Origin of the sequence: Microbacterium azadirachtae, from assembly GCF_025583665.1 — a bacterium.
Lineage (GTDB): Bacteria > Actinomycetota > Actinomycetes > Actinomycetales > Microbacteriaceae > Microbacterium > Microbacterium azadirachtae.
Genome location: NZ_CP099706.1, coordinates 3,115,367 through 3,142,081, shown reverse-complemented (window position 1 = coordinate 3,142,081; position 26,715 = coordinate 3,115,367). Strand labels below are relative to the sequence as shown.

General features: G+C 72.2%; 24 protein-coding genes. 16 read left to right on the top strand and 8 right to left on the bottom strand.

The features are described from left to right. Positions 1 to 24: 24 nt before the first annotated feature. The 8 genes from araA (at position 25) to NFX31_RS14860 (ending at position 9,859) form a co-directional block, all read left to right on the top strand. Complete coding sequence (gene araA, locus NFX31_RS14895; RefSeq protein WP_262957220.1) at positions 25 to 1,542, top strand: L-arabinose isomerase; 1,518 nt, start codon at positions 25 to 27, stop codon at positions 1,540 to 1,542. Then, entirely contained in the window at positions 1,542 to 2,486 is a 945-nt protein-coding gene (locus NFX31_RS14890) for an aldose 1-epimerase family protein (protein WP_262956075.1), read from the top strand. The genes araA and NFX31_RS14890 overlap by 1 nt, the downstream gene beginning before the upstream one ends. A 162-nt stretch (positions 2,487 to 2,648) precedes the next feature. Continuing rightward, positions 2,649 to 4,334, top strand: coding sequence for a hypothetical protein (locus NFX31_RS14885; protein WP_262956074.1), 1,686 nt, complete (start codon positions 2,649 to 2,651; stop codon positions 4,332 to 4,334). Between the two features lie 300 nt (positions 4,335 to 4,634). Next, positions 4,635 to 6,149 carry a CoA-acylating methylmalonate-semialdehyde dehydrogenase gene (locus NFX31_RS14880; protein WP_091479949.1) on the top strand — a complete coding sequence of 505 codons (1,515 nt, stop codon included), beginning with the start codon at positions 4,635 to 4,637 and terminating at the stop codon, positions 6,147 to 6,149. Between the two features lie 43 nt (positions 6,150 to 6,192). Next, positions 6,193 to 7,380 carry an acyl-CoA dehydrogenase family protein gene (locus tag NFX31_RS14875; protein ID WP_045250928.1) on the top strand — a complete coding sequence of 396 codons (1,188 nt, stop codon included), beginning with the start codon at positions 6,193 to 6,195 and terminating at the stop codon, positions 7,378 to 7,380. Then, complete coding sequence (gene mmsB / locus NFX31_RS14870; RefSeq protein ID WP_045250927.1) at positions 7,377 to 8,261, top strand: 3-hydroxyisobutyrate dehydrogenase; 885 nt, start codon at positions 7,377 to 7,379, stop codon at positions 8,259 to 8,261. The genes NFX31_RS14875 and mmsB overlap by 4 nt, the downstream gene beginning before the upstream one ends. Positions 8,262 to 8,537: 276 nt before the next feature. Further along, the gene (locus tag NFX31_RS14865; RefSeq protein ID WP_262956073.1) at positions 8,538 to 9,314 is read left to right on the top strand and encodes an enoyl-CoA hydratase-related protein; all 777 of its coding nucleotides are present in this window, start codon (positions 8,538 to 8,540) and stop codon (positions 9,312 to 9,314) included. Then, positions 9,311 to 9,859: a putative immunity protein gene (locus NFX31_RS14860; RefSeq protein WP_262956072.1), complete on the top strand. Its 549-nt coding sequence runs from the start codon at positions 9,311 to 9,313 to the stop codon at positions 9,857 to 9,859. The genes NFX31_RS14865 and NFX31_RS14860 overlap by 4 nt, the downstream gene beginning before the upstream one ends. A gap of 60 nt (positions 9,860 to 9,919) precedes the next feature. Here NFX31_RS14860 and NFX31_RS14855 read toward each other — a convergent pair whose 3' ends face one another. The 4 genes from NFX31_RS14855 to NFX31_RS14840 form a co-directional block, all read right to left on the bottom strand. Continuing rightward, positions 9,920 to 10,342 carry an organic hydroperoxide resistance protein gene (locus tag NFX31_RS14855; protein ID WP_045250925.1) on the bottom strand — a complete coding sequence of 141 codons (423 nt, stop codon included), beginning with the start codon at positions 10,340 to 10,342 and terminating at the stop codon, positions 9,920 to 9,922. Between the two features lie 40 nt (positions 10,343 to 10,382). Continuing rightward, a complete protein-coding gene (locus tag NFX31_RS14850) occupies positions 10,383 to 10,829 on the bottom strand; it encodes a MarR family winged helix-turn-helix transcriptional regulator (protein ID WP_262956071.1) in 447 nt (148 codons plus the stop codon). A gap of 195 nt (positions 10,830 to 11,024) precedes the next feature. Next, on the bottom strand, positions 11,025 to 11,465 hold the full coding sequence (locus NFX31_RS14845) for a YdeI/OmpD-associated family protein (RefSeq protein ID WP_262956070.1): 441 nt from the start codon (positions 11,463 to 11,465) through the stop codon (positions 11,025 to 11,027). 39 nt (positions 11,466 to 11,504) lie between these two features. Beyond that, positions 11,505 to 12,041, bottom strand: coding sequence for a MarR family winged helix-turn-helix transcriptional regulator (locus NFX31_RS14840; RefSeq protein WP_045250922.1), 537 nt, complete (start codon positions 12,039 to 12,041; stop codon positions 11,505 to 11,507). Positions 12,042 to 12,299: 258 nt separating this feature from the next. Here NFX31_RS14840 and NFX31_RS14835 point away from each other — a divergent pair, with 258 nt between their 5' ends. Genes NFX31_RS14835 through NFX31_RS14825 form a run of 3 tightly spaced genes read left to right on the top strand, consistent with a single transcriptional unit; the run spans position 12,300 to position 15,789 of the window. Continuing rightward, entirely contained in the window at positions 12,300 to 13,076 is a 777-nt protein-coding gene (locus NFX31_RS14835; protein WP_091479931.1) for an electron transfer flavoprotein subunit beta/FixA family protein, read from the top strand. A 2-nt stretch (positions 13,077 to 13,078) separates the two neighbouring features. Next, positions 13,079 to 14,059: an electron transfer flavoprotein subunit alpha/FixB family protein gene (locus tag NFX31_RS14830; protein ID WP_262956068.1), complete on the top strand. Its 981-nt coding sequence runs from the start codon at positions 13,079 to 13,081 to the stop codon at positions 14,057 to 14,059. Positions 14,060 to 14,061: 2 nt separating this feature from the next. Beyond that, positions 14,062 to 15,789: a cytochrome b/b6 domain-containing protein gene (locus NFX31_RS14825; protein WP_262956067.1), complete on the top strand. Its 1,728-nt coding sequence runs from the start codon at positions 14,062 to 14,064 to the stop codon at positions 15,787 to 15,789. A 137-nt stretch (positions 15,790 to 15,926) separates the two neighbouring features. On the opposite strand, the gene NFX31_RS14820 is transcribed toward NFX31_RS14825, so the two are convergent. Next, the gene (locus tag NFX31_RS14820) at positions 15,927 to 16,433 is read right to left on the bottom strand and encodes a GNAT family N-acetyltransferase (protein WP_045250918.1); all 507 of its coding nucleotides are present in this window, start codon (positions 16,431 to 16,433) and stop codon (positions 15,927 to 15,929) included. 141 nt (positions 16,434 to 16,574) lie between these two features. Here NFX31_RS14820 and NFX31_RS14815 point away from each other — a divergent pair, with 141 nt between their 5' ends. Together NFX31_RS14815 and NFX31_RS14810 are read left to right on the top strand one after the other, a co-directional pair. After that, positions 16,575 to 17,135 (top strand): acyl-CoA thioesterase, encoded by a 561-nt coding sequence (locus NFX31_RS14815; protein WP_262956066.1) that lies wholly within the window; start codon positions 16,575 to 16,577, stop codon positions 17,133 to 17,135. A 71-nt stretch (positions 17,136 to 17,206) separates the two neighbouring features. After that, the gene (locus tag NFX31_RS14810) at positions 17,207 to 18,589 is read left to right on the top strand and encodes a hypothetical protein (RefSeq protein ID WP_262956065.1); all 1,383 of its coding nucleotides are present in this window, start codon (positions 17,207 to 17,209) and stop codon (positions 18,587 to 18,589) included. Positions 18,590 to 18,604: 15 nt separating this feature from the next. On the opposite strand, the gene NFX31_RS14805 is transcribed toward NFX31_RS14810, so the two are convergent. The 3 genes from NFX31_RS14805 to NFX31_RS14795 are packed head-to-tail and all read right to left on the bottom strand — an operon-like array spanning position 18,605 to position 20,477. After that, positions 18,605 to 19,171, bottom strand: a complete 567-nt coding sequence (locus NFX31_RS14805) for a hypothetical protein (RefSeq protein ID WP_156156781.1) — start codon at positions 19,169 to 19,171, stop codon at positions 18,605 to 18,607. Beyond that, a complete protein-coding gene (locus tag NFX31_RS14800; RefSeq protein WP_262956064.1) occupies positions 19,168 to 19,791 on the bottom strand; it encodes a hypothetical protein in 624 nt (207 codons plus the stop codon). Before NFX31_RS14800 ends, NFX31_RS14805 begins: the two co-directional genes overlap by 4 nt. Further along, entirely contained in the window at positions 19,788 to 20,477 is a 690-nt protein-coding gene (locus NFX31_RS14795; protein ID WP_091479908.1) for a hypothetical protein, read from the bottom strand. The genes NFX31_RS14800 and NFX31_RS14795 overlap by 4 nt, the downstream gene beginning before the upstream one ends. Before the next feature lie 124 nt (positions 20,478 to 20,601). Between NFX31_RS14795 and NFX31_RS14790 the strand changes: the two genes are divergently transcribed. The 3 genes from NFX31_RS14790 (at position 20,602) to rocD (ending at position 26,613) form a co-directional block, all read left to right on the top strand. Further along, positions 20,602 to 24,375, top strand: a complete 3,774-nt coding sequence (locus NFX31_RS14790) for a proline dehydrogenase family protein (RefSeq protein WP_045249189.1) — start codon at positions 20,602 to 20,604, stop codon at positions 24,373 to 24,375. A gap of 145 nt (positions 24,376 to 24,520) precedes the next feature. Continuing rightward, a complete protein-coding gene (gene ddaH / locus NFX31_RS14785) occupies positions 24,521 to 25,399 on the top strand; it encodes a dimethylargininase (RefSeq protein WP_045249190.1) in 879 nt (292 codons plus the stop codon). Continuing rightward, a complete protein-coding gene (rocD, locus tag NFX31_RS14780) occupies positions 25,396 to 26,613 on the top strand; it encodes an ornithine--oxo-acid transaminase (RefSeq protein WP_045249191.1) in 1,218 nt (405 codons plus the stop codon). Before ddaH ends, rocD begins: the two co-directional genes overlap by 4 nt. Positions 26,614 to 26,715 lie beyond the last annotated feature (102 nt).

Below are 26,715 nucleotides of genomic sequence, written 5' to 3'. Positions count from 1 at the left end.
GACCGGCACACAGAAAGGCCGATGATGCCGACACTGACCACCTCCCTCGACGGCTACGAGGTCTGGTTCCTCACGGGGAGCCAGCACCTGTACGGTCCGGAGACGCTCGCGCAGGTCGCGGACCAGTCGCAGCAGATCGCGCGGATCCTCGACGAGGCCGGCGAGGTGCCGGTGCGCATCGTGTGGAAGCCGGTGCTCACCGACTCCGCGGCGATCCGGCGCACCGCCCTCGAGGCGAACGCCGACGACCGGGTGATCGGCCTGATCGCCTGGATGCACACGTTCAGCCCGGCGAAGATGTGGATCGCCGGCCTCGACGCCCTGCAGAAGCCGCTCGCGCACCTGCACACCCAGGCCAACGTGGAGCTGCCCTGGGCCGACATCGACTTCGACTTCATGAACCTGAACCAGGCCGCCCACGGCGACCGCGAGTTCGGCTACATCCAGACGCGCCTCGGGGTGCCCCGCAAGACGATCGTCGGACACGCGTCCGACCCCCGCGTGCAGCGGGAGCTGGGCATCTGGCAGCGGGCCGCGGCCGGCCTGGCCGCGAGCCGCTCGATGAAGCTCGCGCGCTTCGGCGACAACATGCGCTACGTCGCCGTGACCGAGGGGGACAAGACGGAGGCCGAGCTGCGCTTCGGCGTGCAGGTCAACACGTGGGGCGTCAACGAACTCGCCGAGGCGGTCGCCGCGGCGGCGGAGTCCGACATCGACGCGCTCGTGGCGGAGTACGAGGAGCGGTACGCGGTGGTGCCCGAGCTGCGCAAGGGCGGGGAGCGGCATTCGTCCCTGCGCGACGGCGCGGCGATCGAGCTCGGGCTGCGCTCGTTCCTCGAGGAGGGCGGGTTCGCGGCGTTCACGACCTCGTTCGAGGATCTCGGCGCGCTGAAGCAGCTCCCGGGCCTCGCCGTCCAGCGGCTCATGGCCGAGGGCTACGGCTTCGGCGCCGAGGGCGACTGGAAGACGGCGGTGCTCGTGCGCATCGCGAACGTCATGGGCGCCGGCCTTCCCGGAGGTGCGAGCCTCATGGAGGACTACACCTACGACCTGACGCCCGGTGACGAGCTCATCCTGGGCGCGCACATGCTCGAGGTCTCGCCGTCGCTGACCACGCAGAAGCCCACGCTCGAGATCCATCCGCTGGGCATCGGCGGCAAGGACGACCCGGTGCGGCTGGTGTTCACGGCGGATCCGGGATCCGCGGTCGTCGTCGCGCTGAGCGACATGCGCGATCGATTCCGCCTGACCGCCAACGTCGTCGAGAACGTCGCCCCGCGCGCGGCTCTGCCGAACCTTCCGGTCGGCCGTGCCGTCTGGAAGCCGCAGCCCGACTTCACGACGTCCGCGGCGGCCTGGCTGACCGCCGGGGCCGCGCACCACACGGTGATGTCGACCGCCGTCGGGATCGAGGCGTTCCGAGACTTCGCCGAGATGGCCGAGGTGGAGCTGCTCGTGATCGACGAGAGCACCACCCTGCCGGAGTTCCAGCAGCGGGTGCGGTGGAACCAGGCGTACTACCGCCTCGCGCAGGGACTGTGATGGCGGACGACGAACCGCTGCCGCGCTCCGGGCGGCAGTTCGCGCTCGCCGCGGAGGGCTATGAGGCCGACATCGCCTCGGTGGGCGCCACGCTGCGCGCGCTGCGGTTCGAAGGACGGGACCTCGTGGTGCCGTTCGCGGCCGACCAGGTGCGTCCGAACTACCGCGGGGCCACGCTCGCGCCCTGGCCCAATCGGGTCGTCGACGGGCGCTACGCCTTCGGCGGGGCGGAGCATCGGCTGCCGCTGACCGAACCGGAGCGCGGGCACGCGCTGCATGGCCTCGTCGCGTGGAGCGCGTTCGTCGCGCGCGTGGTGGAGCCGGACCGCGTGGTGCTCGCCACGACCATCGAACCGCAGGCCGGGTATCCGTTCCGCGTCGAGGTCGTGGTGGAGTACCGCCTGGGCGCGGACGGGCTCACCCAGACGGTGACCGGGCGCAACACCGGAACGGATCCAGCGCCCTGGGGCACCGGGCCGCACCCGTATCTCGTGGCGGGCGACGCCGAGGACGGGGCGCCTCCCGTGGACGGGTGGACTCTCCTCCTCCCCGCGTCGGCCGTCCTGACGGTCACGCCCGACCGGTTGAGCCCGGTCGCGCTCGAGCCCGTCGACGCGCATCCGCAGTGGGACTTCCGCGCGGCTCGCCGGATCGGCGCGACCTTCATCGACCATGCGTTCACGGAGCTGGCGGCCACGGACGAAATCGCCTCCGTCGAGGTGCGTGCCCGCGACGGCCGCGGGGTCGCGCTGCACGCGGACGAGGCGTGCCGGTGGATGCAGATCCACACGGCCGACACGCCCGCGGATCCCGCGACGCACCGGATCGGTCTCGCGGTCGAGCCGATGACGTGCGCCCCCGACGCCTACAACTCGGGCGCGGGACTCACGGTGCTCCCCCCACGCGGCGAGCACGTCGCCTCCTGGCGCATCCAGGCCCTCTGAGCCCGGGGCGCCCGCCCCGCCCCGCCCGCTCCGTCGGTTCCGTCTATTTGCGTCAAACCGTGGGTTCCGAGGGTCAAAAGCCACGGTTTGACGCAAATAGACGGAACGGCCGGGGAGTTCTGCCCATCGAGCAGGGGCCCCGCGCTGAGTATCGTGTTGTCCATGCCAACTGAGGGGGAGCCGCTGCAGGGCGGCCACGAGCTCGATTTCGGATCCACGGCGCAGCAGCCGACGCCGCCACCGCCCGCGGACGCACCCGCCCCGGCCCCGGCCGACGGCGCCCCGGCCGATGCAGCGCCGATCGAGGCAGGTCCTCCCGAGGCCGCTCCTGCCGTGCCCGCGCAGCCGGCCGAGGCCGCGCCCGAGACGGCGCCCGCGCGCGAGACGGCGCCCGCGCAGCCGGCCGAGGCCGCGCCCGAGACGGCGCCCGCGCCCGAGACGGCGCCCGCGCCCGAGGCCGCTCCCGCCGCACCCGAACAGCCGACCGAGGCCTTCCCCACCGAGGCGTTCCCGCCCCCGGGGTCCTATCCCGCACCCGTGGTTCCCGGAGCCGCGGCGCCGGGCCAGCCTTCCGCCGCCCCGTCCTACGGCGCTGCGCAGTCGTACCCTGGCCAGCCGGCGCAGGAGTACCCGGCCACGCCGGCGCAGGCCTACCCCGGCCAGCCGGGTCAGCCTTACGGCGCACAGTCGGGACAGCCGACGCAGGCCTATCCCGGTCAGCCGGGGCAGCCCTACGGCGCGCAGCCCGGGCAGGCTTACGGCGCGCAGCCGGCGCCCTCGTATCCGGGGCAGCCCTACGGCGCACCGGTCGCGCAGCCGTACCCGGGGCAGCCCTACGGCGCGCAGCCGAGCCAGGCCCCCGGCGGGCAGCCTCCGAAGAAGACCTCGAAGGGTCTGCTCTGGGGCCTGATCGGCGGCGGCGCGGCCCTGGTGATCGTCGCGATCCTCGTCGTGGCGCTGCTCGTGGTGCCCGCCCTCACCCGCTCGTCCGTCACGGCCGCCGACACGGTGAAGGCCTACCTGACCGCCGTCTCGAAGGGCGACGCGAAGACGGCCCTCGGCTACCTCGAGAGCGTCCCGGACAAGAAGCTGCTCACCGACTCCGTGCTGAAGGCCTCCGACAAGCTCGGCGGGGTCAGCCACATCACGGTCAAGAAGGGCGGCGAGGGCAAGTACTCCGGCGCCGTCGCGGCGAGCTTCGAGGTCGGCGGCCGCACCGTGTCGACCACGTACGAGGTGTACAAGGTCAAGGACGCCTGGAAGATCACGAACGGCGTGACGCCGATCTCGCTGGACAGCCTGCGCGGGCTCGACGCGACGTTCAACGGCGTGCCGACCGCCGACATCACGGATGCGTACGTGTTCCCCGGCACCTACCAGATCGCGCTGGACTCCAAGTACTTCTCGATCGACGGCGACTCGACCTTCGCGATCGCGTCCTACGACGACGCGTCGGCCCTCTACGACGTCCGCACCAAGCTCAACGATGCGGGCGTCTCCCAGTTCCGCTCGCTCGTGCGCTCGGCGGTCGAGGCGTGCGTGGCCATGAAGACCCTGGCCACGCCGTGCGGCATGGACATCACCGCGATCGACCTCTCCGGTGCGAGCCCGGTGGAGGGAACCGTCACCCGCACGCTCACGGCGGACGGGAGCGCCGCCCTCGACGCGCTGCAGCCTGAGAGCAACGGATCCTCGCCCACGGTGGTCTCCGCGTACGACTCGATCCCCGTCGACATGAGTCTGCAGGGCAGCGACGGCCAGACCTACACGGTCACCTTCGGCGGCTATCTGGAGACCCCCACGGTGGACTTCGGCAAGCCGAGCCCCCAGGTCACCTGGGAGCAGTGAGCCACTGAGCCCCGCGAACCAGAGGACCCCCGCCGACCCGATTCGGCGGGGGTCCTGCGGTTCGTGACCGCTGGACGCCCGTGCGAGAAAGCCGGGCGGATCCCTGAAGCGCGGGGAAGACGAGCACCCGATCCGGTCAGCGTCTGCGGCCCGCGCGAGATCTGTTGTACGTGCTCAAGGTGACGGGGAGGTGAACTCGCCGCCAGGTGTCGATGAATTACATGGAAGCCCTCGTAACTACATGGACGGCCATGTAATCTGGAGTCCGCGTCGACGACGACGCAGAACCAGGAGCACACGATGGTCCGCGACATCACCCACTTCATCGGAGGATCCGGGATCCCCGGCAGCCCGGAGGCGAACGGAGGGCGCTGGGGCGAGGTCTTCGACCCCTCGACCGGCGCCGTGCAGGCGCGCGTGCCGCTCGCGAGCGCACATGAGGTGCGCGCGGCGATCGCCGACGCGGAGGCGGCGCAGCCGGGCTGGGCGGCGACGAACCCGCAGAAGCGCGCGCGGGTGCTCATGCGCTTCCTCGAGCTCCTCCGCGACGAGACCGATGAGCTGGCCGCGCTGCTGTCCAGCGAGCACGGCAAGACGGTCGACGATGCTCGGGGCGACATCCAGCGCGGCGTCGAGGTGATCGAGTTCTGCATCGGCGCCCCGCACCTGCTCAAGGGCGAGTACTCCACGGGTGTGGGCGCCGGCATCGACGTCTACTCGATGCGCCAGCCGCTCGGCGTGGTGGCGGGCATCACGCCGTTCAACTTCCCCGCGATGATCCCGCTCTGGCAGATGGGTCCGGCCATCGCCGCCGGCAACGCGTTCATCCTCAAGCCCAGCGAGCGCGACCCCTCGGTGCCCGTGCGGATCGCCGAGCTGTTCCTGGAGGCCGGGCTCCCGGCGGGCATCCTCAACGTCGTGCACGGCGACAAGGAGGCCGTCGACGTGCTGCTCACCGACGACCGGGTGCGCGCGATCGGCTTCGTCGGATCCACGCCGATCGCCGAGTACATCTACTCGACGGCGAACGCGCACGGCAAGCGCGCCCAGTGCTTCGGCGGCGCGAAGAACCACCTGGTGGTCATGCCGGACGCCGATCTGGACCAGGCGGCCGACGCGCTCATCGGCGCGGGCTACGGCTCGGCGGGGGAGCGCTGCATGGCGATCTCGGTGGCCGTCCCCGTCGGCGACGACACCGCCGACGCGCTCACGGCCAAGCTCGTGGAGCGGATCGAGAAGCTGAAGGTCGGCCCGTCCGACGCGCCGGGCGTGGACTACGGCCCGCTCGTGAACGCCGCCGCGGTCGATCGCGTGACCGGATACATCCAGCAGGGGATCGATGCGGGCGCCGACCTCGTCGTGGACGGTCGCGGGTTCTCCGTGCCGGGCCACGAGCAGGGGTTCTATCTCGGCCCGACCCTGTTCGACCGGGTGACGACGGACATGTCGATCTACCGGGAGGAGATCTTCGGCCCGGTGCTCGTGGTGGCCCGCGCGGCCGACTACGAGGAGGCGCTGCGCATGGCGTCGGAGCACGAGTTCGGCAACGGCGTGGGCATCTTCACGCGCGACGGCGACGCCGCCCGCGACTTCGTGGCCCGGGTGAACGTGGGCATGGTCGGGGTGAACGTCCCGATCCCGGTGCCGATCGCGTACTTCACCTTCGGCGGCTGGAAGCGCAGCGGGTTCGGCGATCTGAACCAGCACGGCGCCGACGCCTTCCGCTTCTACACGAAGACCAAGACCGTGACCAGCCGCTGGCCCGCCGCCGGGGTGCGCGAGGGCGCCAGCTTCGTCATCCCGACGATGCACTGATCCGTCCCCGCTCACGACAGCTGTGACCCACGAGGAGCACACCATGACCACCGTCACCACCCCGGTCGCGATGACCGCGGAAGAGCGCGCCGCCATCCTCGGCGCCGTGCGCGAGTTCGCCGAGACCGAGCTCGCCCCGTTCGCCGCCGAGCGCGACGAGAAGCACCTGTTCCCCCGCGACACCCTGCGCCGTGCCGGGGAGCTGGGCCTCGGCGGCATCTATGCGCGCGAGCAGTCCGGCGGCACCGGCCTCGAGCGCGTCGACACGGTCGCGATCTTCGAGGAGCTCGCGAAGGGCGACCCCACGATCGCGGCGTACATCTCGATCCACAACATGGTCGTCTGGATGATCGACAGCTATGGCAGCGAGGCGCAGCTCGATCGCTGGATGCCCGAGCTCGTCTCCATGGAAGGTCTCGGCAGCTACTGCCTCACCGAGCCGGGCGCGGGCTCCGACGCCGCGGCCCTCGCCACGAGCGCGACCCGCGACGGCGACGACTACGTGCTGACCGGCGTGAAGCAGTTCATCTCGGGCGCCGGCGAGGCCGCGGTCTACATCGTGATGGCGCGCACGGGCGCGCCGGGCGCGCGCGGCATCTCCGCGTTCCTCGTGCCCGGAGACACGGCCGGCCTGAGCTTCGGGGCCCCGGAGAAGAAGATGGGCTGGCACGCGCAGCCGACCCGCCAGGTCGTCCTGGACGGTGTGCGGGTGCCCGCGTCGAACATGCTCGGATCCGAGGGGCAGGGCTTCGCGATCGCGATGAGCGCGCTCAACGGCGGGCGGCTCAATATCGCCGCCTGCTCGATCGGCGGCGCGCAGTGGGCCCTCGACCGCGCGGTGCAGTACGTGCACGAGCGGGAGGCGTTCGGCGAGCCGCTCGCCGAGAAGCAGTCGATCCTGTTCGCCGTCGCCGACATGCGCACGGATCTGCAGGCCGCGCGGCTCATGGTGCGCGACGGCGCGCAGGCCGTGGACCAGAAGGCGCCGGACGCCACGATGCGCTGCGCGATGGCCAAGCGCTTCGCGACCGACGCCGGCTTCGACGTCGCCAACCGCGCCCTTCAGCTGCACGGCGGCTACGGGTACCTTCAGGACTACGGGATCGAGAGGGTCGTCCGTGATCTGCGGGTGCATCAGATCCTGGAAGGGACGAACGAGATCATGCGACTCATCGTCGGACGCGAGATGCTGCGCCCTGCCGGATCCCAGCAGATGCGGAGCGCATCATGACGCGCGTCGCGTTCCTCGGTCTCGGCCACATGGGCCTGCCGATGGCGCTCAACCTGATCAAGGCCGGCCACGAGGTCCGCGGCTTCGACGTCATGCCCGCAGCGGTCGATGCGGCATCGGCGGCGGGCGTGCCGATCGCTCAGTTCGGAGTCGACGCGGTGGCCGGCGCGGAGGTCGTCATCACGATGTTCCCCGCCGGCAGGCATGTGATCTCGGCCTACCAGGACGAGCTGCTGGGCGCTGCGGATCCCGGCACGCTGTTCATCGAGTGCTCGACGATCGCGGTCGATGAGGCGCGGACGGCGCACGCCCTCGCGGTCGAGGCAGGGCACCGCAACGTCGACGCCCCGGTGTCGGGCGGCGTGGTGGGCGCCGAGAACGGCACGCTCGCCTTCATGGTGGGCGGATCGGACGAGGACTTCGCCACCGCCCTTCCCCTGCTGGAGGTCATGGGCAAGCGCATCGTGCACTGCGGAGGACCCGGGCTCGGGCAGGCCGCCAAGGTGTGCAACAACATGATCCTGGGGGTCTCCCAGATCGCCGTCGCCGAGGCGTTCGTGCTCGGTGAGCGGCTGGGCCTGGAGCATCAGGCACTGTTCGACGTGGTGTCGCAGGCGTCGGGGCAGTGCTGGGCGATCACGACGAACTGCCCGGTGCCGGGGCCGGTGCCGACGAGCCCCGCCAACCGCGACTACCGGCCGGGGTTCGCCGGCGCCCTCATGGCGAAGGACCTCGGGCTCGCGCTGCAGGCGATCGAGGGGACGGGCACGGAGGCGCGCATGGGCCGGCTCGCACAGGAGATCTATGCGGAGTTCGCCGCGGGCGCGGGTGCCGGGCGTGACTTCTCCGGGATCATCACCGACATCCGCGACGCCTCCTGACGGATCCGCAGCGGGAGTCCCGATCCTGTCGCGGCGCGGGAGTTCCTAGGGCATGTGTTTCCCTCCCCGGGGCCTGTTCCCCTCCCCGGACATGCGGTGCCCAGGGGAGGGAAAGGCGCTGGAGGGAGGGAAACGGTGCAGCAGGGAGCCGCGCGGGGCAGGCCAGGCGGGAGCGGAACGGGGGCCGGGCTGCGGCCGGAGAGGGTGCGGACACCGTCCGTTCACCGACATCGGGGATACTGGAAGCGCCACGACGGTGCGGCGAAAGGACGGGACATGGCCGAGTACGAGACGATCCTCACGGAGCAGCGCGGGCGGGTCGGCTGGATCACCCTCAACCGGCCGCAGGCGTTGAATGCGCTGAACTCGCAGGTCGCCGCGGAGGTCACCGCCGCCGCCACCGCGTTCGACGCGGACGAGGGCATCGGGGCGATCGTGGTCACCGGCTCGGAGAAGGCGTTCGCCGCCGGGGCCGACATCAAGGAGATGGAGTCGATGTCGGCGGCCGAGATGATCGCGACCGACCACTTCGGCGTGTGGCGCGACTTCGCCGCGGTGCGGACTCCGGTGATCGCCGCCGTGTCCGGATTCGCCCTGGGCGGCGGATGCGAGCTCGCGATGATGTGCGACATCATCCTGGCGGCGGACACGGCGAAGTTCGGCCAGCCCGAGGTGAACCTGGGCGTGATCCCGGGCATGGGCGGCACACAGCGCCTGATCCGCGCCGTCGGCTACTACAAGGCGGCCGAGCTGGTGCTGTCCGGGCGCATCATGGGCGCGGAGGAGGCGGAGCGCGCCGGCCTGGTGTCGCGCGTCGTGCCGGCCGCGGATCTGCTCGCAGAGGCGTCGACCCTGGCGGAGTCGATCGCGGCCAAGTCGCTGCCCTCGATCATCGCCGCCAAGGCCGCGCTCGACGCCGCCATGGAGACGACGCTCGCGGTCGGGCTGGACATCGAGCGCGAGGCCTTCGCGTCGCTGTTCGACACCGTCGACCAGAAGGAGGGCATGGCGGCCTTCCGCGAGAAGCGTCCTCCGCAGTTCGTGAACCGGTGACCGACGTGGCCGACATCCGCCCTCTCGGATCCGCTTCGGATCCCCGTCGCCGGACCGCGTCCGCCGACCCCGCCGGCGAAGTGTCCAACGTGGTGCCGCTGTTCGCCGATGGTGCGCTGCCCGACCCCGAGGACCTGCGCCTGAGCGAGGACGACCGTCGCGAGCTGGTCGGATGGACCATCGCGTGCGCCGAGCGCCTCCTGCCGCTGTTCCAGGCCGAGCGTCCGGACGACGACCGGCCCCGAGAGGCGCTGGCCGCGGCCGAGGCGTTCCTGCGCGGCGAGCTCGACATCGACGCCGTGCGGGAGAAGGCGTTCGCGTGTCACGAGGCGGCGCGCGAGGCGCAGGATCCGAGTGCCGTCGCGGCCGCACGCGTGTGCGGCCAGGCGGTGGCGGTCGCGCATCTCGCCGGGCACAGCCGGCAGGTGCCGCGGCACACCGCCCGTGCGTTTCCGGGCGACCGCTCTCGCCGCGACGAGGAGCTCGCCTGGCAGCGGATGAACATCCCCGCCCGGTTCGACGCCTACGTGTACGAGGGCGACTGAGCCGCATCCGCCGGACGTGCGCCGCGCCGGGAGTGGGCGGGAACCCGACGCGGCACGGGATCAGTCCTCGGAGACGACGACCGTCACCTCGATGTTGCCGCGGGTCGCGTTCGAGTAGGGGCAGACCTGGTGCGCGGCGTCGGCGAGCGCCTGGGCCTGCGCGAGCTCGAGGCCGGGGAGCACGACGTCCAGGCGCACGGCCAGCTGGTAGCCGCCCTGGCCGTTCGGGCCGATCTGCACGCGGCCGGCGACCGAGGAGTCGGCGATCGCGACCTTCTGGGTGCGGGCGACGGCCTGCAGCGCGGAGTGGAAGCAGGCGCTGTACCCGGCCGCGAAGAGCTGCTCGGGGTTCGCTCCGTCGCCGGATCCGCCCATCTCGCGCGGGATGGCGAGGTCGAGGTCGACGCGGCGGTCGGTGGTGACGACGCGGCCGTTGCGGCCTGCTCCGGTCGCGATGGCTTCGGCGGTGTAGAGGACGTCCATGGGTGATCTCCTTCTGGTCTTCTGGTCGAGGTGGGTGGGTTCAGGGCCGGGCCGCGTTGGTGGCCACGGCGTGCATCGAGGACGAGATCTCGTGCAGCCGGCGGATGAGGTCCTCGGCGCTGGTGCGGTCGGGGAGGGCGAAGCCCTCGGCGATCTGGCGGGGGATGTCGCTGAGCTCACCGCGCAGACGGCGGCCGCGATCGGTGACGGCGATCGAAACGACGCGCTCATCGGGGGAGCGCCGCTCGCGCACGATCAGGTCGCTCTGCTCCATCCGCCGCAGCAGCGGCGAGAGCGTGCCGGAGTCGAGCTGCAGGCGGTCGCCGAGCGACGACACGGTCTGCTCGCCATCCAGCCACAGCGTCACCATCACGAGGTACTGCGGGTAGGTGAGGCCCCAGGGCGCGAGGAGCGCCCGATAGGCCTGGGTCGTCGCCCGCGTCGCGGCGTAGAGCGCGAAGCACACCATCTCGTCTGTTGCGGCCATGATAGAAGCATTGCAGACAATTCAGTTGTGCACAACTTAGTGGGGACATGGTTCGCCGTCTCGGCGGTCGGCTCGCTGGTCGCGGATTGTGGCTTTGAGCACTGGAATCCCGCAATCTGCGACCAGTGAACGGATCCCGGGCGGCCCGGTCAGTGCAATCCGCGACCGGCGAGCGGGATCCGGGGGAGCGGCCGGTCAGGCGCGGAGCTCGTCGAGCGCCTTCGCGATGCGGCGCTCGCGGGTCGCCTCCTGCTTGGCGTCGGCGACCGACCCGGCGAGCTCCTTGCGACGCGTGAAGCTGAGCGCTTCGAAGGCGCCGGTCAGCCCCGCCTCGGCGAGGGCCGCGGCGAGCGCCTCGGGCACCTCGACCGTGCGCTCGGCGGTGTCGGCCGCGATCACCGCGTCGAACTCGTCGCCGAGCTCGACGCCGATCGCGGCGCGGTTCGCCTTGCTGAAGCCGATGAGGTTCTTGCCGCCCATCCTGGCCAGGCGCAGTCGCGCGGTCTTCTCGCCGACCGTGACCACGACGGGGAAGGCCTTGACGGTGCTCAGCTCGGCGACCTGCGCATCGCTGAGCACGATCGCCCCTGCCGGTCCCATGGGCTCGAGGGTGGTGCGGATCCTGAGTTCGCTCATGACCGTCAGCCTAGGTCCGCTCGAGGACGAAGGATCCCATCAGAGCGGATCCGGCTGCGGGCGCGGGTCGGCGAAGTCCCCGGCGGCCTTGCGCATGCGCGCCACGATCGCGACGAGGTCGGCGGCGTCCTCCGCGGAGATCCCGGGATCGGCGAACACCTCGTCGTTGAGCGCCGTGGTGGCGCGCTCGACGAGTTCGCGACCGGTCTCGGTGAGCTCGAGCAGCGCGGCGCGTCCGTCGTGAGGGTCGCGATGGCGAGCGATGAGCCCGTCGCGCACGAGGCGGTCCGCGGTGCTGGACACGCTCGTCGCATGCACCTGCAGGCGTGCGACGACGCTGGAGAGGGGAAGCGTCCCGGTGCGGCTGAACGCGAGCAGGCGCAGCACCTCGTACCGGGCGAAGGAGAGGGTGAACGGACGCAGAGCCGCGTCCACGCGGGCGAGCAGGAGCTGCTGCGCGCGCATCACCGAGGTCACGAGCGACATGCCGTCGGCGGCATCGGTCCAGCCGTGCGCGAGCCACTGCCGCTTCGCCTCGGCGAGGGGATCGATGGGCAGCGGATGCGGGCGGGCCATGTCCCTACGTTACCGGGGCGGTCACCGGATCCCGGGCTTCCCGCCGCCGTCGCGGACACCGTTCGTGGTGCTCCGCCAAACCGTCCCCGGCGAGGTGGCGCGCGGCTTGGAGGGTTGCGCCAGAGGGCGTCCGGGAGGCCCGGAGGGAGTCGGATCCGACCCCGCCGCTGAGGTACGCTGGCACCACGTTATCGCCCGGTAACCGGGGCGATCCCGCCTGCGGCCGGGTGGCCGGCCAAGCTCGCGTGAGGAGGCTCGATGAAGATCTTCGTCCTGGTGAAAGAGGTGCCCGACACCTACGGGGACCGCAAGCTCGACCTGGAGACGGGTCTGGCCGACCGCGGCGCCGGAGAGGTGGTGCTCGACGAGATCACCGAGCGGGCCCTCGAGGTGGCGCTGAGCCATGCGGACGCGAACCCCGGCACCGAGGTCGTCGCGCTGTCGATGGCACCGGAGTCGGCGACGGCGTCGATCCGCCGCGCGCTCGCCATCGGCGCAGGATCCGCCGTCCACGTGGTCGACGAGGCACTGCAGGGCGCGGACCTGGGCGTCACGGCCGCGGTGCTGGCGGCGGCGATCCGCCGCGGCGAGCCCGACCTGGTCATCACCGGGAACCTCTCCACCGACGGCTCGGCGGGCGTGATCCCGGCGATGCTCGCGGAGCACCTCGGGTTCGCCCAGGCCACCGCCCTGAGCGCGGTCGAGATCGGCGCCGACGCCGTGACCGGAACGCGCGCGACCGACTTCGGCTCCCAGCAGGTGACCGTGCCGCTCCCCGCCGTGATCTCCATCACCGAGGCCCTTCCCGACGCGCGGTTCCCGAACTTCAAGGGCATCATGGCGGCGAAGAAGAAGCCGCTCGAGGTGCTCACCCTCGCCGACCTCGGCGTCAGCGCCGACCCGGCGGAGGCGCCGCAGACCATCCTCACGGCCGTGGCCGAGAAGCCGCCGCGCGCGGCGGGCGTGAAGATCACGGACGAGGGCGACGCCGCGGCGCAGCTCGTCGAGTTCCTCGTGCAGAACAGGCTGGTGTGATCATGGCGTACCCGGACAACGCGATCCTCGTGCTCGTCGACGTGACCCCCGCGGGAGCCGCGTCGCCGTCGACCGCGGGCCTTCTCGGCGCCGCCGCGCAGCTGGGCGCTCCGATCGCCCTCGTCGCCGCCCCGGCGGGCACCGCCCAGGCGGCGGTCGACGCCGCCGTCTCCGCGGGCGCACAGGTCGTGCTCACCGCCGACATCGACGCGGCCGGGGTCACCGTGCCCGTCGTCGATGCGCTGCAGGCCGCGTACCGTGCCGTGCGGCCGGACGCGGTGCTCGTCTCGAACTCGATCGCCGGGCGGGACGTCGCCGGACGCCTGGCCGTGCGCGAGCACCTGGCGCTGTCGGTCGACGCGATCGGCGTCTCCCGTGACGAGGAGGGCGTGGTCGCGCACCATTCGGTCTACGGCGGTGCGTTCCTCACCGATTCGGCGCCCACGTTCGGCGCCCCGATCATCACGGTGCGCCAAGGAGCGATCGACGCCCGCGCCGAGGCCGTCGCCGACGCCCGCGTCGAGGCGCTCGCCGTCGAGCCGTCCGGGGCCGCAGCGGCGACGGGATCCGCGATCGAGGCCGTCGAGGCGACCTCGTCGCGCCCCGAGCTCCGCGGTGCCAAGGTCGTCGTCTCGGGCGGCCGCGGGCTCGGATCCAAGGAGAACTTCGCTCTTGTCGAAGAGCTGGCCGACGAGCTGGGCGGCGCGATCGGCGCCTCCCGTGCCGCCGTCGACGCGGGCTACATCCCGTACGCGCACCAGGTGGGTCAGACCGGCGTCTCGGTGTCGCCGCAGCTCTACGTCGCGCTGGGCATCTCGGGTGCCATCCAGCACCGCGCGGGCATGCAGACCGCCAAGACGATCGTCGCGATCAACAAGGATCCCGAGTCGCCGATCTTCGACGTCGCGGACTTCGGCATCGTGGGCGACCTGTTCACCGTCGTGCCGCAGGTGATCGAGCAGCTGCGCGCGCGGAAGAAGTAGCCATGGCCACTCTGCGGAGGGGACTGCCGCGCACCCCGGGCGGGGACGCCTGGCCGCCCGCCGGCGTGGTCGCGTCCGATGCGCTCGCGTCCGCCGACGCCGCATCCGGCGATGAGCGATCCGTCGCGGTGGATTCCGCTGCTCCGAGCGCCCCCGCAGCGGGGGGTTCCCTCTCTGCTGCGTCGGTGGTGACATCGGTGGGGGAGGACGTCGCGCCGAAAGTCGCGGAACAGGCGACGACGGTCTCGGCGTCGGCGGATCGGCTTCGCGAGGGATCCGGCGCGGCAGCGGGCGGATCCCCCCTCCGCCGGGGACTGCCGCGGGTGAGCGGAGGCGAGCCGTGGCCCCCGGCCGGTGTCGCGGTGCCGGGAGGCGCTGCGAGCGTCCCCGCGCCGGTGGTGCAGGCCGACGCCGCGCGCACTGCGGAGGCTCCGCAGGCCTCGTCCAGCGCTCCGGCCGCGACCCCCGCTGCGCCCGCCGCCTCCGCTCCCGATCTCCCCTCGGCTGAGCGTGCCACGGCTCCCGGAACCTCTCTGCGCCGCGGTCTGCCGCGCGTGGCAGGCGGCGATCCGTGGCCGCCCGCGGGGTCCGTGCGTGCGTCGACGGCGCCCGCCGCGGTGTCCGAGGTCCTCGAACAGGCTGCTCCGGCCGCGCCGAGCGCCGCGCCGATCCCTGAGCCCGCGACCGCAGAGCCGGCGACCACGGCGGCGGCGACTTCCGCGGCGGCGAGCGCGATGGTGCGTCGTCCCGACGTGTCCGCCCCTCTGCCGTTCACCCGCACCGTGTGGAACGGCTCCGCTCCGCGCCGCGTGTCCGCCGAGCCTGCTCCCTCGAAGCTCCGCCCCACCTGGCCTCAGGCGATCGGAGGGCTGTTCGCCGCCGCGGGCCTCGCGGTGCTGGCCGGCGCGGGGATCGCGATCGTGCGCGCGTTCCTCAGCCTCCCGTTCATGCAGGACTTCCTCACCACGTACCCGGGCGAGTACCACCTGCCCGCCGGCGCCCCCGTCGGCCTTCCCGCGTGGATCGGCTGGCAGCACTTCTTCAACGTGTTCCTGATGACGCTGATCATCCGCTCCGGCCTCCGGGTGCGCAGCGAGAAGAGGCCGACCGCCTTCTGGACGCCGCGCGGCAACCCGAAGGGCAAGATCAGCCTCACGCTGTGGTTCCATCAGGGGCTGGATCTGCTCTGGATCCTCAACGGCGTGGTGTTCATCGTGCTGCTGTTCGTCACGGGGCAGTGGATGCGGCTCGTGCCGACCAGCTGGGAGGTCTTCCCGAACGCGCTGTCGGCGGCGCTGCAGTACGTCTCGTTCGACTGGCCGACCGAGAACGGCTGGGTGAACTACAACAGCCTGCAGCAGCTCGCCTACTTCACGGTGGTGTTCCTGGCCGCGCCCGTCGCGATCGCCACGGGATTCCGCATGTCGGGGCTGTGGCCCAAGAAGGCCGAGGGCCTCTCGAATGCCTACCCGATCGAGGTCGCCCGCGCGCTGCACTTCCCGACGATGCTCTTCTTCGTGGCGTTCATCGTGGTGCACGTCGCACTGGTGCTGCTGACCGGGATGCTCCGCAACCTGAACCACATGTTCGCCGCCCAGGATGCGGTGACCTGGACCGGGTTCTGGGTGTTCCTGCTGTCGCTCGCCGTGATCGCCGGCGGCTGGATCGCCGCGCGGCCGCTCGTGCTCGCCCCCATCGCGAAGCTGTTCGGCCAGGTCTCCGGCCGCTGACCGCGCCGGATCCGCCCCCGCCCTCGCGGGACCGGATCCGATCCCGAAACCCCCACCACACGCCGAAACCCCCTCCGAGCGACGCAGCTCGGAGGGGGTTTCGACGGTGTGCGGGGGTTTCGGCCGAGGAGGGCGACTCAGCGGACGAAGCGGACTTCCTTGATCGTCTCGCCCAGGAACGGCTCCTGCTGCGACGCGCCGTCGAGGGTGAACCCGTTGCGCGCGTAGAAGCGGTGTGCGCGGGGGTTGTCCTCGGCGACCCACAGGTAGCAGCGCTCGCCGGCGGCGACGGCGGCCTCGAAGAGCCGCTGGCCGATGCCGGTGCCGTGCCAGGCATCGAGGAGGTAGATGAAGTAGAGCTCGCGCTCGGCCGGCGGGTTGTCGTCGCGGGCGGGACCCGAGCCCACGAACCCGACGATCTCGCCGTCGACGAGCGCCGCGCTCATGCGGTACTCCTCGCCCTGGGACGCCCAGTGCGTCCACAGCTCCGCCAGGCGCTTGGGCGACACGGCCTCGAGCGTGGCGGTGCTGATCAGGTGGTCGTAGGTCTCGTGCCAGCACTTCGCGTGCACGCGGCCGAGCGCTTCGGCATCCACATCGCGAACGGGCCGGACGGTGACGGTGGGAAGGGCTTCGGCGCTCATGTTCGCGACTCTACGCGTGCCGTGCGCTGACGCGAAATCGAGCGGCGACATGCATTTCAGGCGCGTTTCGCGCCTCGAACGCTCTGTGGAGATCCGACAAGCGATCCTCGTGATCCGTGCCGGATTCACTACGCTCCTGCTGTGAACGTGATCTGGCGCACCATGCTCGTCATCCTGTCCGCCCGCCGTCGTGCCCGCTGCGGCCAGAGCCTCGCCCCGACCGCCGTCGGCCGCATCCGCCTCACCACGCTGCCGACGGACATCGACATCCTCCGGCACATGAACAACGGCCGGTACCTGTCGCTGTTCGACCTCGGCCGATGGGATCTGCTGATCCGCACCGGGCTTTTCGACGCCATGAAGGAGCGCGGGTGGTACGCCGTGGTCTCGAGCGAGACGATCACGTTCCGCAAGTCGCTCGAGCTGTGGCAGCGCTTCGACATCGAGTCGCGGTTCATCGGCCACGACGACAAGGCGCTGTTCATGGAACACAGGGCCGTGGTCGCCGGCGAGGTGTACGCCAAGGTCATCGTGCGCGCGCGCATGCTGCGCCGCACCGGAGGCACCGTCTCGCACGAGGAGTTCTTCGGGGCGCTGGGTCGTCCGGAGGACGTGCCGGGCGTCGAGGACTGGATCCACGACTGGGCCGCCGCCTCGGCGCTGCCGCCCACCAAGGCGCCGGCCCCGAGCATCTGGGACTGACCGGCCGCGGCGCTCGGGAAGCAATCGCACCGCGGCCCCGGGAAGCGCGGCGGGCGCGCTAATCTGAGCGCGTGGGGGCGATACTGCGGACGACCGGCCGGGTGCTGTGGATGCGGTGGCCTGCGCTGCTGGCCTGGTATCTCGCGGGAATCCTCGTGCACTACGCGGTGAACGAAGTCGCCGGCGTCGTGGGCGCGTACACGTCGGTCGGCGGGCTGCTGATCCTCCCGATCGCCGTGCTCGCGCGCCTCATCAGCCTGGTCGGGATGCTGCTCGTCATGCGCGACGGCCTGCGTGCGCTGCAGAGCGTCGCGCCGGTGCCCGAGACGGCCGCGGAACGGCGGCGCAGTTTCCTCACGGCTCTGCTGGCGAGCATCCTGCCCTTCTTCGCGGTGTACGCCGCGCAGGGCCTGCTCCGCGAGGACATCCAGACCTACGGGCTGCGCGCGCTCGCGAAGAACACCGAGGAGATCAGGGCCACCCTCGGCACCGACCGCACCTTCGACCCGGGCGACAACGTGCTCGAGCTGTCGTTCAACGTGTGGACGGTGCTGATCATCGTCGGCGCGTTCGCCGCCCGCTGGGCATGGGGACGCTGGTCGAACCGGCTGCCGCGTGCGATGGCGCTCGCCGCGGTCTACTGCGAAGTGATCTGGGTCTTCTTCTCGGTGCTGCTGCTGAAGGACGTCACGCAAGCCGTGACCGCCTGGATCGACACGCGGGCGGCCGTGGCGTGGCTCGGAGAGGTCCGCGCGACGCTCGCGGGCTGGCTGCCTCCCCTCGTCTGGCTCGGCGACGGCATCGGCTGGCTGCTCGGCCAGGCGGGGCCGGTGCTCCTCGCGCCGCTGGCTTGGCTCACGGTTGCCGGAGTCGTCTACGGGCAGGCGATCGTGGCGGAGAAGCTGCAGATCCAGCACCGGCTCATCGTGCAGATGCACGAGCGGGTCGCGCGGGTGCCCAACCCCGTGATGCGACGGCTGCGCGACCTCGGCGCCGAACTCGGATCGCGCTTCCTCCCGATCTGGCGCGCGATCCTGCTGATGTGGCGCGCCGGGCCGCTCATCATCGCGTCGTACGCGCTGCTCTACACGGTCGTCGTCGTGGCGCAGTCCTGGCTGCGTTACGGCGTGAGCCGTTGGATCGGACCGCACGACCTCGATCTCTTCTGGAACGTGTACTGGCCGGTGATCTTCCTGATCCCGCCGCTGATCATGGAGCCGATCCGCCTCGCCGTGGTGGCCGGCGCCTACGACACCACGTTCGGGATGCTGCGCCGCGCGCAGCAGGCGCGCAGCGATGCGGCCGCGCCCGCGACAGAGGACGAGGTCGACGCCGCGGCGATCACCGCAGCCGCGGGGGCGCTGCCCAGCGCTGCCCTGCGCGAGCCTGCGTCGTCACGGACCACCAAACTGCCGCCCGGCGCGCCGGTGCCGCCGGCCGTGCCGCCGGCCTGACCGGGGTCGCCGGACTCAGGGATCGATGCTGAAGCGTACGTACTTCGACTTCGCGGAGAGCGGCTCCAGATCGACCCAGAACGGGCCCTCCACATCGTCCGGGACGACGTAGGGGAGGACCAGCTCGTAGCGCTCGGCCTTCTCGCCCTCGAACGTCGGCACGCAGTCCTCGGGCTCGTCGTCGTTCCACAGCAGACCCAGCTCGGTGCGCGCCGACAGCCAGACCCGCCCCGTGCTCTTCTGGACCAGCTTGGGCGACCAGCACCCCGGACCCTTGTCGCCCGTCGGATCCACCGGAACGCCGACGAGGATGAGCTTCGCGTTCGGGGGCATGTCGAGTCCGGAGGTGTCGGCGACCTCCTTGGAGCGCACCGGGCCCCAGGTCGCGCCCTGCAGCTCCACGGTGCCCGACTTCCCGGGCTCCACGGCCCAGACCGGCTGGCCCGAGCCGGGGAACGCGTGATCCCACTTCCACCAGCCGATGCCGAGTACCGTCGCCGGCAGCAGCACCGCCAGCACGCCGAGGCTGAGGAGGTTGCTGCGCCACCAACCCCGCCGGATGGGGGTCGCGTCGTCCGTCATCGTGCCCACCCCTCCGGATCGAGGGTGACCTCGTTCTGCATCGCGACCTGATCGAGATCGACCACGACCTCGATCACGCCGTCGGCGTCCGTGTCGTAGTCCACCGCGAACTCGAGGGTCGCGGTGCCCTCCAGCGATCCAGGCGGCACCTCGAAGGCGATGCTCCCGTGTCGCGGGACGCCCGTGACCAGCACCATGTTCCGGGCGCTCTCGCCGCGCTCCGTGGCGGAGTACGTGCGGTCGCCGAGGTGCAGGTTCGAGGTGGCCAGCAGGGCTCCGAACTGGTCCACGACGGCGGCGGCGTCGAAATCGACGACGAGCCACGTGCCGTCGGCGCGCCAGCGCCGGCCGTCCGAGACCGCATGGGCGGCGCGGACGCGGGTGACGGTCATCGCCAGGTTGCGGGTGGTGGCGGGCTCGCCGACGGTGGTGCGGCTGACGAAGCTCTCGTAGGGGGCGTCGTCGGGCTGCTGCAGCTGGATGAGTCCCCATGCCGCGATGACGAGGACGATCGACAGGGCCCAGACGCCGAGCGTGCGCAGCCGGCTGCGGGGCGGAGCCGGCGGAGGGGCGGCGGGCGACGGCGCGGCGGGCGGGCCGGGGAGCGGGGGAACGGTCATGACGTCACCTCGTCCTCGGCGGGCAGCTCGTCGACGCCGACCGTGACGTACGCGCCGGTCCGGATGTCGGCCCAGTAGTCGCCGCGGGTGAAGAGCTCGCCCACGAAGTGCGTCGAATCGGGCAGGAGGACCTGGATCTCGTCCCCGGGGGCGACGTCGTCCGCGTCCACCAGCCAGGAGATCCGCACGCGCGTCGCCACCCCGGGCTGAAGGAAGGAGACGCTGCTGCCGTCCACCGTGCGGTCCGCGCTGAACCCCTGCACGGCCACGTCCTTGACCGTGACGCCCTTGAGCGCGTCCTTGGCCGAGGCGGACCGGGGCTTGGAGAACTCGTTCGTGACGTCGAGCACGACGACGAGCGTGCGCTGCCCGGCGGCGGGGGAGAGGCCGGTGCCGCGCACCTCGCCTCCGATGGCCGCGCTGACCACCGACATGTCGAGGTCGGATCCGACGTAGTGCTCTCCGGCGTGGAGCTTCGGCGGCTTCGGCACCGGCACGTCCGCAAGGCCCCCGAACGCGGCCGTCGAGGCGAGCAGCACGGCGCCGGCGCCGCTGACGAACCAGGCCGTCGGCACGCGGTCGGCCATCTTGCGGGCCCAGGCCGTGATCCGCGCCTCGGATGCCGCGCGCGTGGCCGCGTCGGCCTCCTCGCGCGACGCCGGCAGCGGCTCGTCCCGTTCCCCCACGCGTACAGCATATTCAGGGTGCGCGGGCGGGCGTGCCGCCCCTTTCTGCGGGCCGGAGAGCGCCATGCTGGGAGTGAGCACTCGCGCGCCCACCCGACAGCGCGAGAGGGAGGACCGCACGCACATGCCGCAGTGGCTGCACGCCGCACAGACCGAGCGCGCCCGCAAGGCCGTGGCCCTCGCCCAGCGCTGGATCGACGAGGCCGCCCAGTCGCAGGCGGATCCGGCAGCGGAGCGCCTGGCCGCCGTGCTGCGGGATCCGCACGGCCTGTCGTTCACGCTCGGCTTCGTCGACGACGTGATGCGCCCCGAGAGCCTCGGCGCCGCGGCGTCCGGCCTGCACCGGGTGGCGCCGCTCGTGCCGGGATTCCTGCCCTGGTACCTGCGCGCCGCGGTGCGCGCCGGCGGTCTGGTCGCCCCGGGCCTCCCGGCTCCGACCGTGCCGATCGCACGCACCGTGCTGCGCGAGATGGTCGGCCATCTCATCGCCGACGCCCGCCCCGCCAAGCTGGGACCGGCGATCGCGAAGCTGCGCGCGGGCGGCGCGCGGCTCAACCTCAACCTGCTCGGCGAGGCGGTGCTCGGCGAGGACGAGGCGCAGCGCCGCCTGGACGGGATCCACGAGCTGATCCGCCGGGACGACGTCGACTACGTCTCGGTGAAGGTGTCGTCGGTGGTGAGCCGCATCTCGATGTGGGCGTTCGATGAGGTCGTCGAGCAGGTCGCCGCGCGGCTGATGCCCCTCTACCTCACGGCCGCGGCGCCTGGGGCGGGCTCCGTCCCGACCTTCATCAACCTCGACATGGAGGAGTACCGCGACCTCGACCTCACGATCGCGGTGTTCACCCGCATCATGGAGGATCCGCGGCTGAAGGACCTCGAGGCCGGCATCGTGCTGCAGGCCTACCTGCCCGACGCGCTTCCGGCGCTCCGCGAGCTCACCGCCTGGGCGAAGGACCGCGTCGACCACGGCGGCGCCCCGATCAAGGTGCGGCTGGTGAAGGGCGCCAACCTCGCGATGGAGCGCGTCGAGGCCGCGCTGCACGGATGGACGCCCGCGCCCTACGACACCAAGATCGACACCGACGCGAACTACCTGCGCTGCCTCGACGCGGCGCTCACGCCCGAATCCGTGCGGGCGGTGCGCATCGGCGTCGCCGGGCACAACCTCTTCGACATCGCCTACGCCTGGCTGCTCGCGGGCGACCGCGGCGTGCGGCCCGACCCGGTCGCGCTCGACGGCACGGACGGCCCGGCGGGAGGAGCGCCCGGATCCGCCTCCGCGCCCCTCGAGTTCGAGATGCTGCTCGGCATGGCGCAGGGGCAGGTCGAGGCCGTGAGCCGCGAGGTCGGGCACGTGCTCCTGTACGTGCCCGTGGTGAAGCCGCGCGAGTTCGACGTCGCCATCAGCTACCTCGTGCGGCGGCTCGAGGAGAACGCGTCCAAGGAGAACTTCCTCTCGGCGGCGTTCCGCCTGCACGAGGAGCCCGACCTGCTCGACCGCGAGATCAACCGGTTCGCGCTCTCGCTCGAGCGCTCCGCCGACCCCGGGCTGCCGACCGGTCCGCGCCGCCGGCAGAACCGTCTCGCCCCCGTGCACGAGTCGGCGGCGCTCACCACGGATCCGGACACCGAGGCCGCGGCGCTCACGCAGGCGGTGCTGGGCATCGCCGAGGCCGTCGACCCCGGCGACACGTTCGTGGAGACCGCCGTCTTCGCCGCGCGCGAGGACGACTCCGCGGTCGCCGCCGGCGCCCCCGGCTTCCGCAACACCCCCGACAGCGACCCGTCCCTCCCCGCGAACCGGGAGTGGGCCCGCGGGATCCTCGCGCGCATCGAGGGCAGCACGGCCGGGGAGGGGCTCGTTCGCAGCGCCCTCGTCACCGACCCCGCGGAGCTCGACCGCATCGTCGCGCGCGTCCGTGTCGCGGCCGCGGACTGGGGATCCCGCCCCGCCGCCGAGCGCGGCGAGGTGCTGCTCCGCGCCGCCACCGTGCTCGAGTCCCGCCGGGCGGAGCTCATCGAGGTCGCCGCCGCAGAGACCGGCAAGATCCTCTCCGAGGGCGACATCGAGGTGAGCGAGGCCGTCGACTTCGCGCGCTACTACGCGGCGCGGGCGAGGGAGCTCGACGCCGTGCCGGGCGCCGCCTTCGTGCCGTCCCGGCTCACCGTCGTCGCGCCGCCGTGGAACTTCCCGCTGTCGATCCCCGCCGGCGGGGTGCTCGCCGCGCTCGCCGCCGGATCCGGCGTCGTGTTCAAGCCGGCCCCGCAGGCGCGGCGCTCGGCGGCGGTGATCACCGCCGCGCTCTGGGACGCGGGCATCCCGCGGGACCTGCTCGCGTTCGTCGACATCTCCGAGGCGGACCTCGGCCGCGACCTCATCGCCCACCCCGACGTCGACCGGGTGATCCTCACCGGGTCCTTCGAGACGGCGGCCCTGTTCCGCAGCTGGCGGCACGACCTGCCGCTGCACGCCGAGACCAGCGGCAAGAACGCGCTCGTGATCGCCCCGTCGGCGGACCTGGACCTCGCGGTGGCGGATCTCGTGCGCAGCGCCTTCGCGCACGCCGGGCAGAAGTGCTCGGCGGCGTCGCTCGCCATCCTGGTGGGACCCATCGGGCGCTCGCAGCGCTTCGCGCGGCAGCTGCTCGACGCGACCCGGTCCCTGCACGTCGGCTGGCCCGACGATCCGCGCACCGAGGTCGGCCCCGTGATCGAGCCCCCGCAGGGCAAGCTGCTCTGGGCGCTCACCGAGCTCGGGCCGGACGAGAAGTGGCTCCTGAAGCCGCAGGAGGTGCCCGGATCCGGTGGCCGGCTGTGGAGCCCCGGGATCCGGATCGGCGTGCAGCCGGGGTCGCGCTTCCACCGGGAGGAGTTCTTCGGCCCCGTGCTGGGCATCATGCACGCGCCCACGCTCGCCCGCGCGATCGAGCTGCAGAACGCCGTGGAGTACGGCCTCACCGCCGGCCTGCACACCCAGGACCCCGACGACCTCGCGCTCTGGCTCGACCGCGTGCAGGCGGGGAACCTCTACGTCAACCGCGGCATCACCGGCGCCATCGTGCAGCGCCAGCCGTTCGGCGGCTGGAAGCGCTCCTCGGTCGGCGGCGGCGCGAAGGCGGGCGGCCCCAACCACCTCCTCGGCCTCGGCACGTGGCGGGACACCGGCGGCAGCGGATCCACCACGCTGCACCTGCGCGGACTCGATTCGCGGATCACCGCCCTGATCGAGTCGGCCCAGCCGTCGCTCGACTACACCGCGTTCGAATGGCTGCGCCGCGCGGCGCTCTCCGACGCGCTCGCCTGGGACCGCGAGTTCGGGCGGGTGCGGGACGTGTCGCGACTGGGCGTGGAGCGCAATCTCTTCCGCTACCGCCCCGTTCCGGTCGCCGTGAGGGCGACCGGCGAAGCCCCCCTGCGCGCCCTGCTGCGTGTGGCGATCGCGGCGATCCGCGGCGGCGGCGCGTTCACGCTCTCGTCCCCGGTCGGCCTGCCCGCCGCGGTGCGGCGCGTGCTGGGCGAGGCCGGGGTCACCGTCTTCGTCGAGACCGACGCGCAGTGGATCCAGCGCTTCACCGCCCCGCCGGTGCCGGATCCCGAAGGATCCCTTCGCCTCCCCTCGCCGAAGCCGACGGAGAGCGAGGCGGAGCCCGGCGACGAGGCCCGGCCGCTGCCGCGCGCCGACCGGGTGCGCATCGTGGGGGCGCCCGACGACGTGGCGGCCCTGCACGCCGCGCTCGCCGAGGCCGTGCAGGGGGATCCGGATCTCGCGATCTTCGCGGGCGAGGTCACCACGGCCGGGCGGATCGAGCTGCTGCCGTTCCTGCACGAGCAGGCGATCGCGATCACCGCCCACCGCTACGGGAACCCGGACGACTGGAGCGCCGAGGTCATCTGAGCGGCCCGGCGATCTGGCCACGCTCAGGCTCGGGTGCGACAATGGACGGCGGCGTGCCCGTGTCGCATCTTCTCCGCACAACGGATCGAAGGACCGCCGGGCCTGAGGACAGCGTCCGCCGCTACCGGAGATTCTGAGGAGCCTCATGTCGACGCCCGAGACCGCCACGGCCGCCACGCCCACCCGCACCGCGCACCACCGCCGGTACCTGATGTGCAAGCCGGAGCACTTCACGGTGAACTACAGCATCAACCCGTGGATGGAGCCGGCGAACCCGACCGACACCGCGAAGGCCGTCGCGCAGTGGCAGAAGCTCTACGACCTGTACCTCGAGCTGGGCCACGAGGTGGAGCTCATCGAGCCGCTCGCCGGCTACCCCGACATGGTCTACACCGCCAACGGCGGCTTCGTCATCGACGGCCGCGCCTACGTGCCCTCGTTCTACTACGAGCAGCGCCAGGGCGAGGCCCCGGCGTTCGCCGACTGGTTCCGCGCGAACGGCTTCGACACCGTGCTGCCGAAGGAGATCAACGAGGGCGAGGGCGACTTCCTGCTCGCGGGCGACGTGATCCTCGCCGGCACCGGCTTCCGCTCGGCCGGCGACAGCCACCGCGAGGTGAGCGAGGTGTTCGGCCGCGAGGTCGTGACGCTCACGCTCGTCGACCCGCGTTTCTACCACCTCGACACCGCGCTGACGGTGCTGGATCCGGTCGTCGGCGAGGAGAACGGCGGACCGGCGAGCGCCAACATCGCCTACCTGCCGCACGCCTTCGACGACGCGAGCCGGGCGATCCTCGAGGAGCGCTTCCCGGACGCGATCCTGGTCTCGGACGAGGACGGCGCCGTCTTCGGGCTGAACTCCGCGAGCGACGGCTACAACGTCATCATCTCGCCGCGTGCCACCGGCTTCGAGAAGCAGCTGCGCGAGCGCGGCTACAACCCGCTCACCGTCGACCTCAGCGAGCTGCTGCTCGGCGGCGGCGGCATCAAGTGCTGCACCCTCGAACTGCGCGGTGCCAAGTGACAGCCGCCGCAGAGCTCACGGCCGACTCGGCCGCCTCCTCGACGGAGCCCCATGTCGCCCGCAACTACGCGCCGCTCGACGTGACCATCGCGCGCGGCGAGGGCGCCTGGGTGACCGACGTCGAGGGCAAGCGCTACCTCGACCTGCTCGCCGCCTATTCCGCGGTCAACTTCGGCCACCGCCACCCCGCTCTCGTGGCGGCGCTCGAAGAGCAGCTGGGGCGCGTCGCGCTCACCAGCCGGGCGTTCCGCAGCGACCGGCTCGAGCCGTTCGCCGCCGCCCTGGCCGAGCTGTGCGGCAAGGACCTGGTGCTGCCGATGAACACCGGCGCCGAGGCCGTGGAGACCGGCATCAAGGTCGCGCGCGCCTGGGGATACCGGGTCAAGGGCGTGCGGCCCGACGCGGCGCGCATCATCGTCGCGCAGGGCAACTTCCACGGTCGCACGACCACCATCGTCGGCTTCAGCGACGATGAGTCCGCTCGCGACGGCTTCGGCCCCTTCACGCCGGGCTTCGACGCGGTGCCCTACGGCGACGCGGAGGCGATCGCCGCGGCGATCACCGACGACACCGTCGCGGTGCTGATCGAGCCGATCCAGGGCGAGGGCGGCGTGATCATCCCGCCCGAGGGCTACCTGCGCCGGATCCGCGAGATCTGCGACGAGCGGAACGTGCTGTTCGTCGCGGACGAGATCCAGTCCGGCCTCGGCCGGGTGGGCGAGACGTTCGCCTGCGATCGCGAGGGCGTCGTGCCCGATCTCTACCTCCTCGGCAAGGCACTGGGCGGCGGGATCCTGCCCGTCTCGGCGGTCGTCGGGAACGAGGACGTGCTGGGCGTGATCCGCCCCGGCGAGCACGGATCCACGTTCGGCGGCAATCCGCTCGCCGCGGCCGTCGGGCTGCGGGCCGTGGAGATGCTGTCCTCCGGCGAGTTCCAGGAGCGCGCGAAGGCGCTCGGCGAGCATCTGCGCGAGGGCCTGGAGTCGCTCATCGGCCAGGGCGTCACCGCGGTGCGCGTCGCCGGGCTGTGGGCGGGCGTCGACATCGACCCGACCCGCGGGACCGGACGCGAGGTGGCCGAGAGGCTCCTCGATCGCGGGGTGCTGGTCAAGGACACGCACGGACAGACGATCCGGATCGCGCCGCCCATCGTGGTGCGCGCGACCGAGCTCGACTGGGCGCTCGAGCAGCTCCGCCTGGTGCTCGAGGGCTGACCCCGCGGCCGGGCGCCGGCTCGGTAGGGCCCGCCCGATCTCGCCGAGACCCCCGCGGCGCGTCGAAACCCCCACACGCAGTCGCTGCGGCGTGGGGGTTTC

Excerpts from the sequence above, each read along its gene's own strand:
- araA (WP_262957220.1), top strand. The coding sequence starts at position 25 with ATGCCGACACTGACCACCTCCCTCGACGGCTACGAGGTCTGGTTCCTC.
- NFX31_RS14890 (WP_262956075.1), top strand. The coding sequence starts at position 1,542 with ATGGCGGACGACGAACCGCTGCCGCGCTCCGGGCGGCAGTTCGCGCTC.
- NFX31_RS14885 (WP_262956074.1), top strand. The coding sequence starts at position 2,649 with ATGCCAACTGAGGGGGAGCCGCTGCAGGGCGGCCACGAGCTCGATTTC.
- NFX31_RS14880 (WP_091479949.1), top strand. The coding sequence starts at position 4,635 with ATGGTCCGCGACATCACCCACTTCATCGGAGGATCCGGGATCCCCGGC.
- NFX31_RS14875 (WP_045250928.1), top strand. The coding sequence starts at position 6,193 with ATGACCACCGTCACCACCCCGGTCGCGATGACCGCGGAAGAGCGCGCC.
- mmsB (WP_045250927.1), top strand. The coding sequence starts at position 7,377 with ATGACGCGCGTCGCGTTCCTCGGTCTCGGCCACATGGGCCTGCCGATG.
- NFX31_RS14865 (WP_262956073.1), top strand. The coding sequence starts at position 8,538 with ATGGCCGAGTACGAGACGATCCTCACGGAGCAGCGCGGGCGGGTCGGC.
- NFX31_RS14855 (WP_045250925.1), bottom strand. The coding sequence starts at position 10,342 with ATGGACGTCCTCTACACCGCCGAAGCCATCGCGACCGGAGCAGGCCGC.
- NFX31_RS14850 (WP_262956071.1), bottom strand. The coding sequence starts at position 10,829 with ATGGCCGCAACAGACGAGATGGTGTGCTTCGCGCTCTACGCCGCGACG.
- NFX31_RS14845 (WP_262956070.1), bottom strand. The coding sequence starts at position 11,465 with ATGAGCGAACTCAGGATCCGCACCACCCTCGAGCCCATGGGACCGGCA.
- NFX31_RS14840 (WP_045250922.1), bottom strand. The coding sequence starts at position 12,041 with ATGGCCCGCCCGCATCCGCTGCCCATCGATCCCCTCGCCGAGGCGAAG.
- NFX31_RS14835 (WP_091479931.1), top strand. The coding sequence starts at position 12,300 with ATGAAGATCTTCGTCCTGGTGAAAGAGGTGCCCGACACCTACGGGGAC.
- NFX31_RS14830 (WP_262956068.1), top strand. The coding sequence starts at position 13,079 with ATGGCGTACCCGGACAACGCGATCCTCGTGCTCGTCGACGTGACCCCC.
- NFX31_RS14825 (WP_262956067.1), top strand. The coding sequence starts at position 14,062 with ATGGCCACTCTGCGGAGGGGACTGCCGCGCACCCCGGGCGGGGACGCC.
- NFX31_RS14820 (WP_045250918.1), bottom strand. The coding sequence starts at position 16,433 with ATGAGCGCCGAAGCCCTTCCCACCGTCACCGTCCGGCCCGTTCGCGAT.
- NFX31_RS14805 (WP_156156781.1), bottom strand. The coding sequence starts at position 19,171 with ATGACGGACGACGCGACCCCCATCCGGCGGGGTTGGTGGCGCAGCAAC.
- NFX31_RS14800 (WP_262956064.1), bottom strand. The coding sequence starts at position 19,791 with ATGACCGTTCCCCCGCTCCCCGGCCCGCCCGCCGCGCCGTCGCCCGCC.
- NFX31_RS14790 (WP_045249189.1), top strand. The coding sequence starts at position 20,602 with ATGCCGCAGTGGCTGCACGCCGCACAGACCGAGCGCGCCCGCAAGGCC.
- ddaH (WP_045249190.1), top strand. The coding sequence starts at position 24,521 with ATGTCGACGCCCGAGACCGCCACGGCCGCCACGCCCACCCGCACCGCG.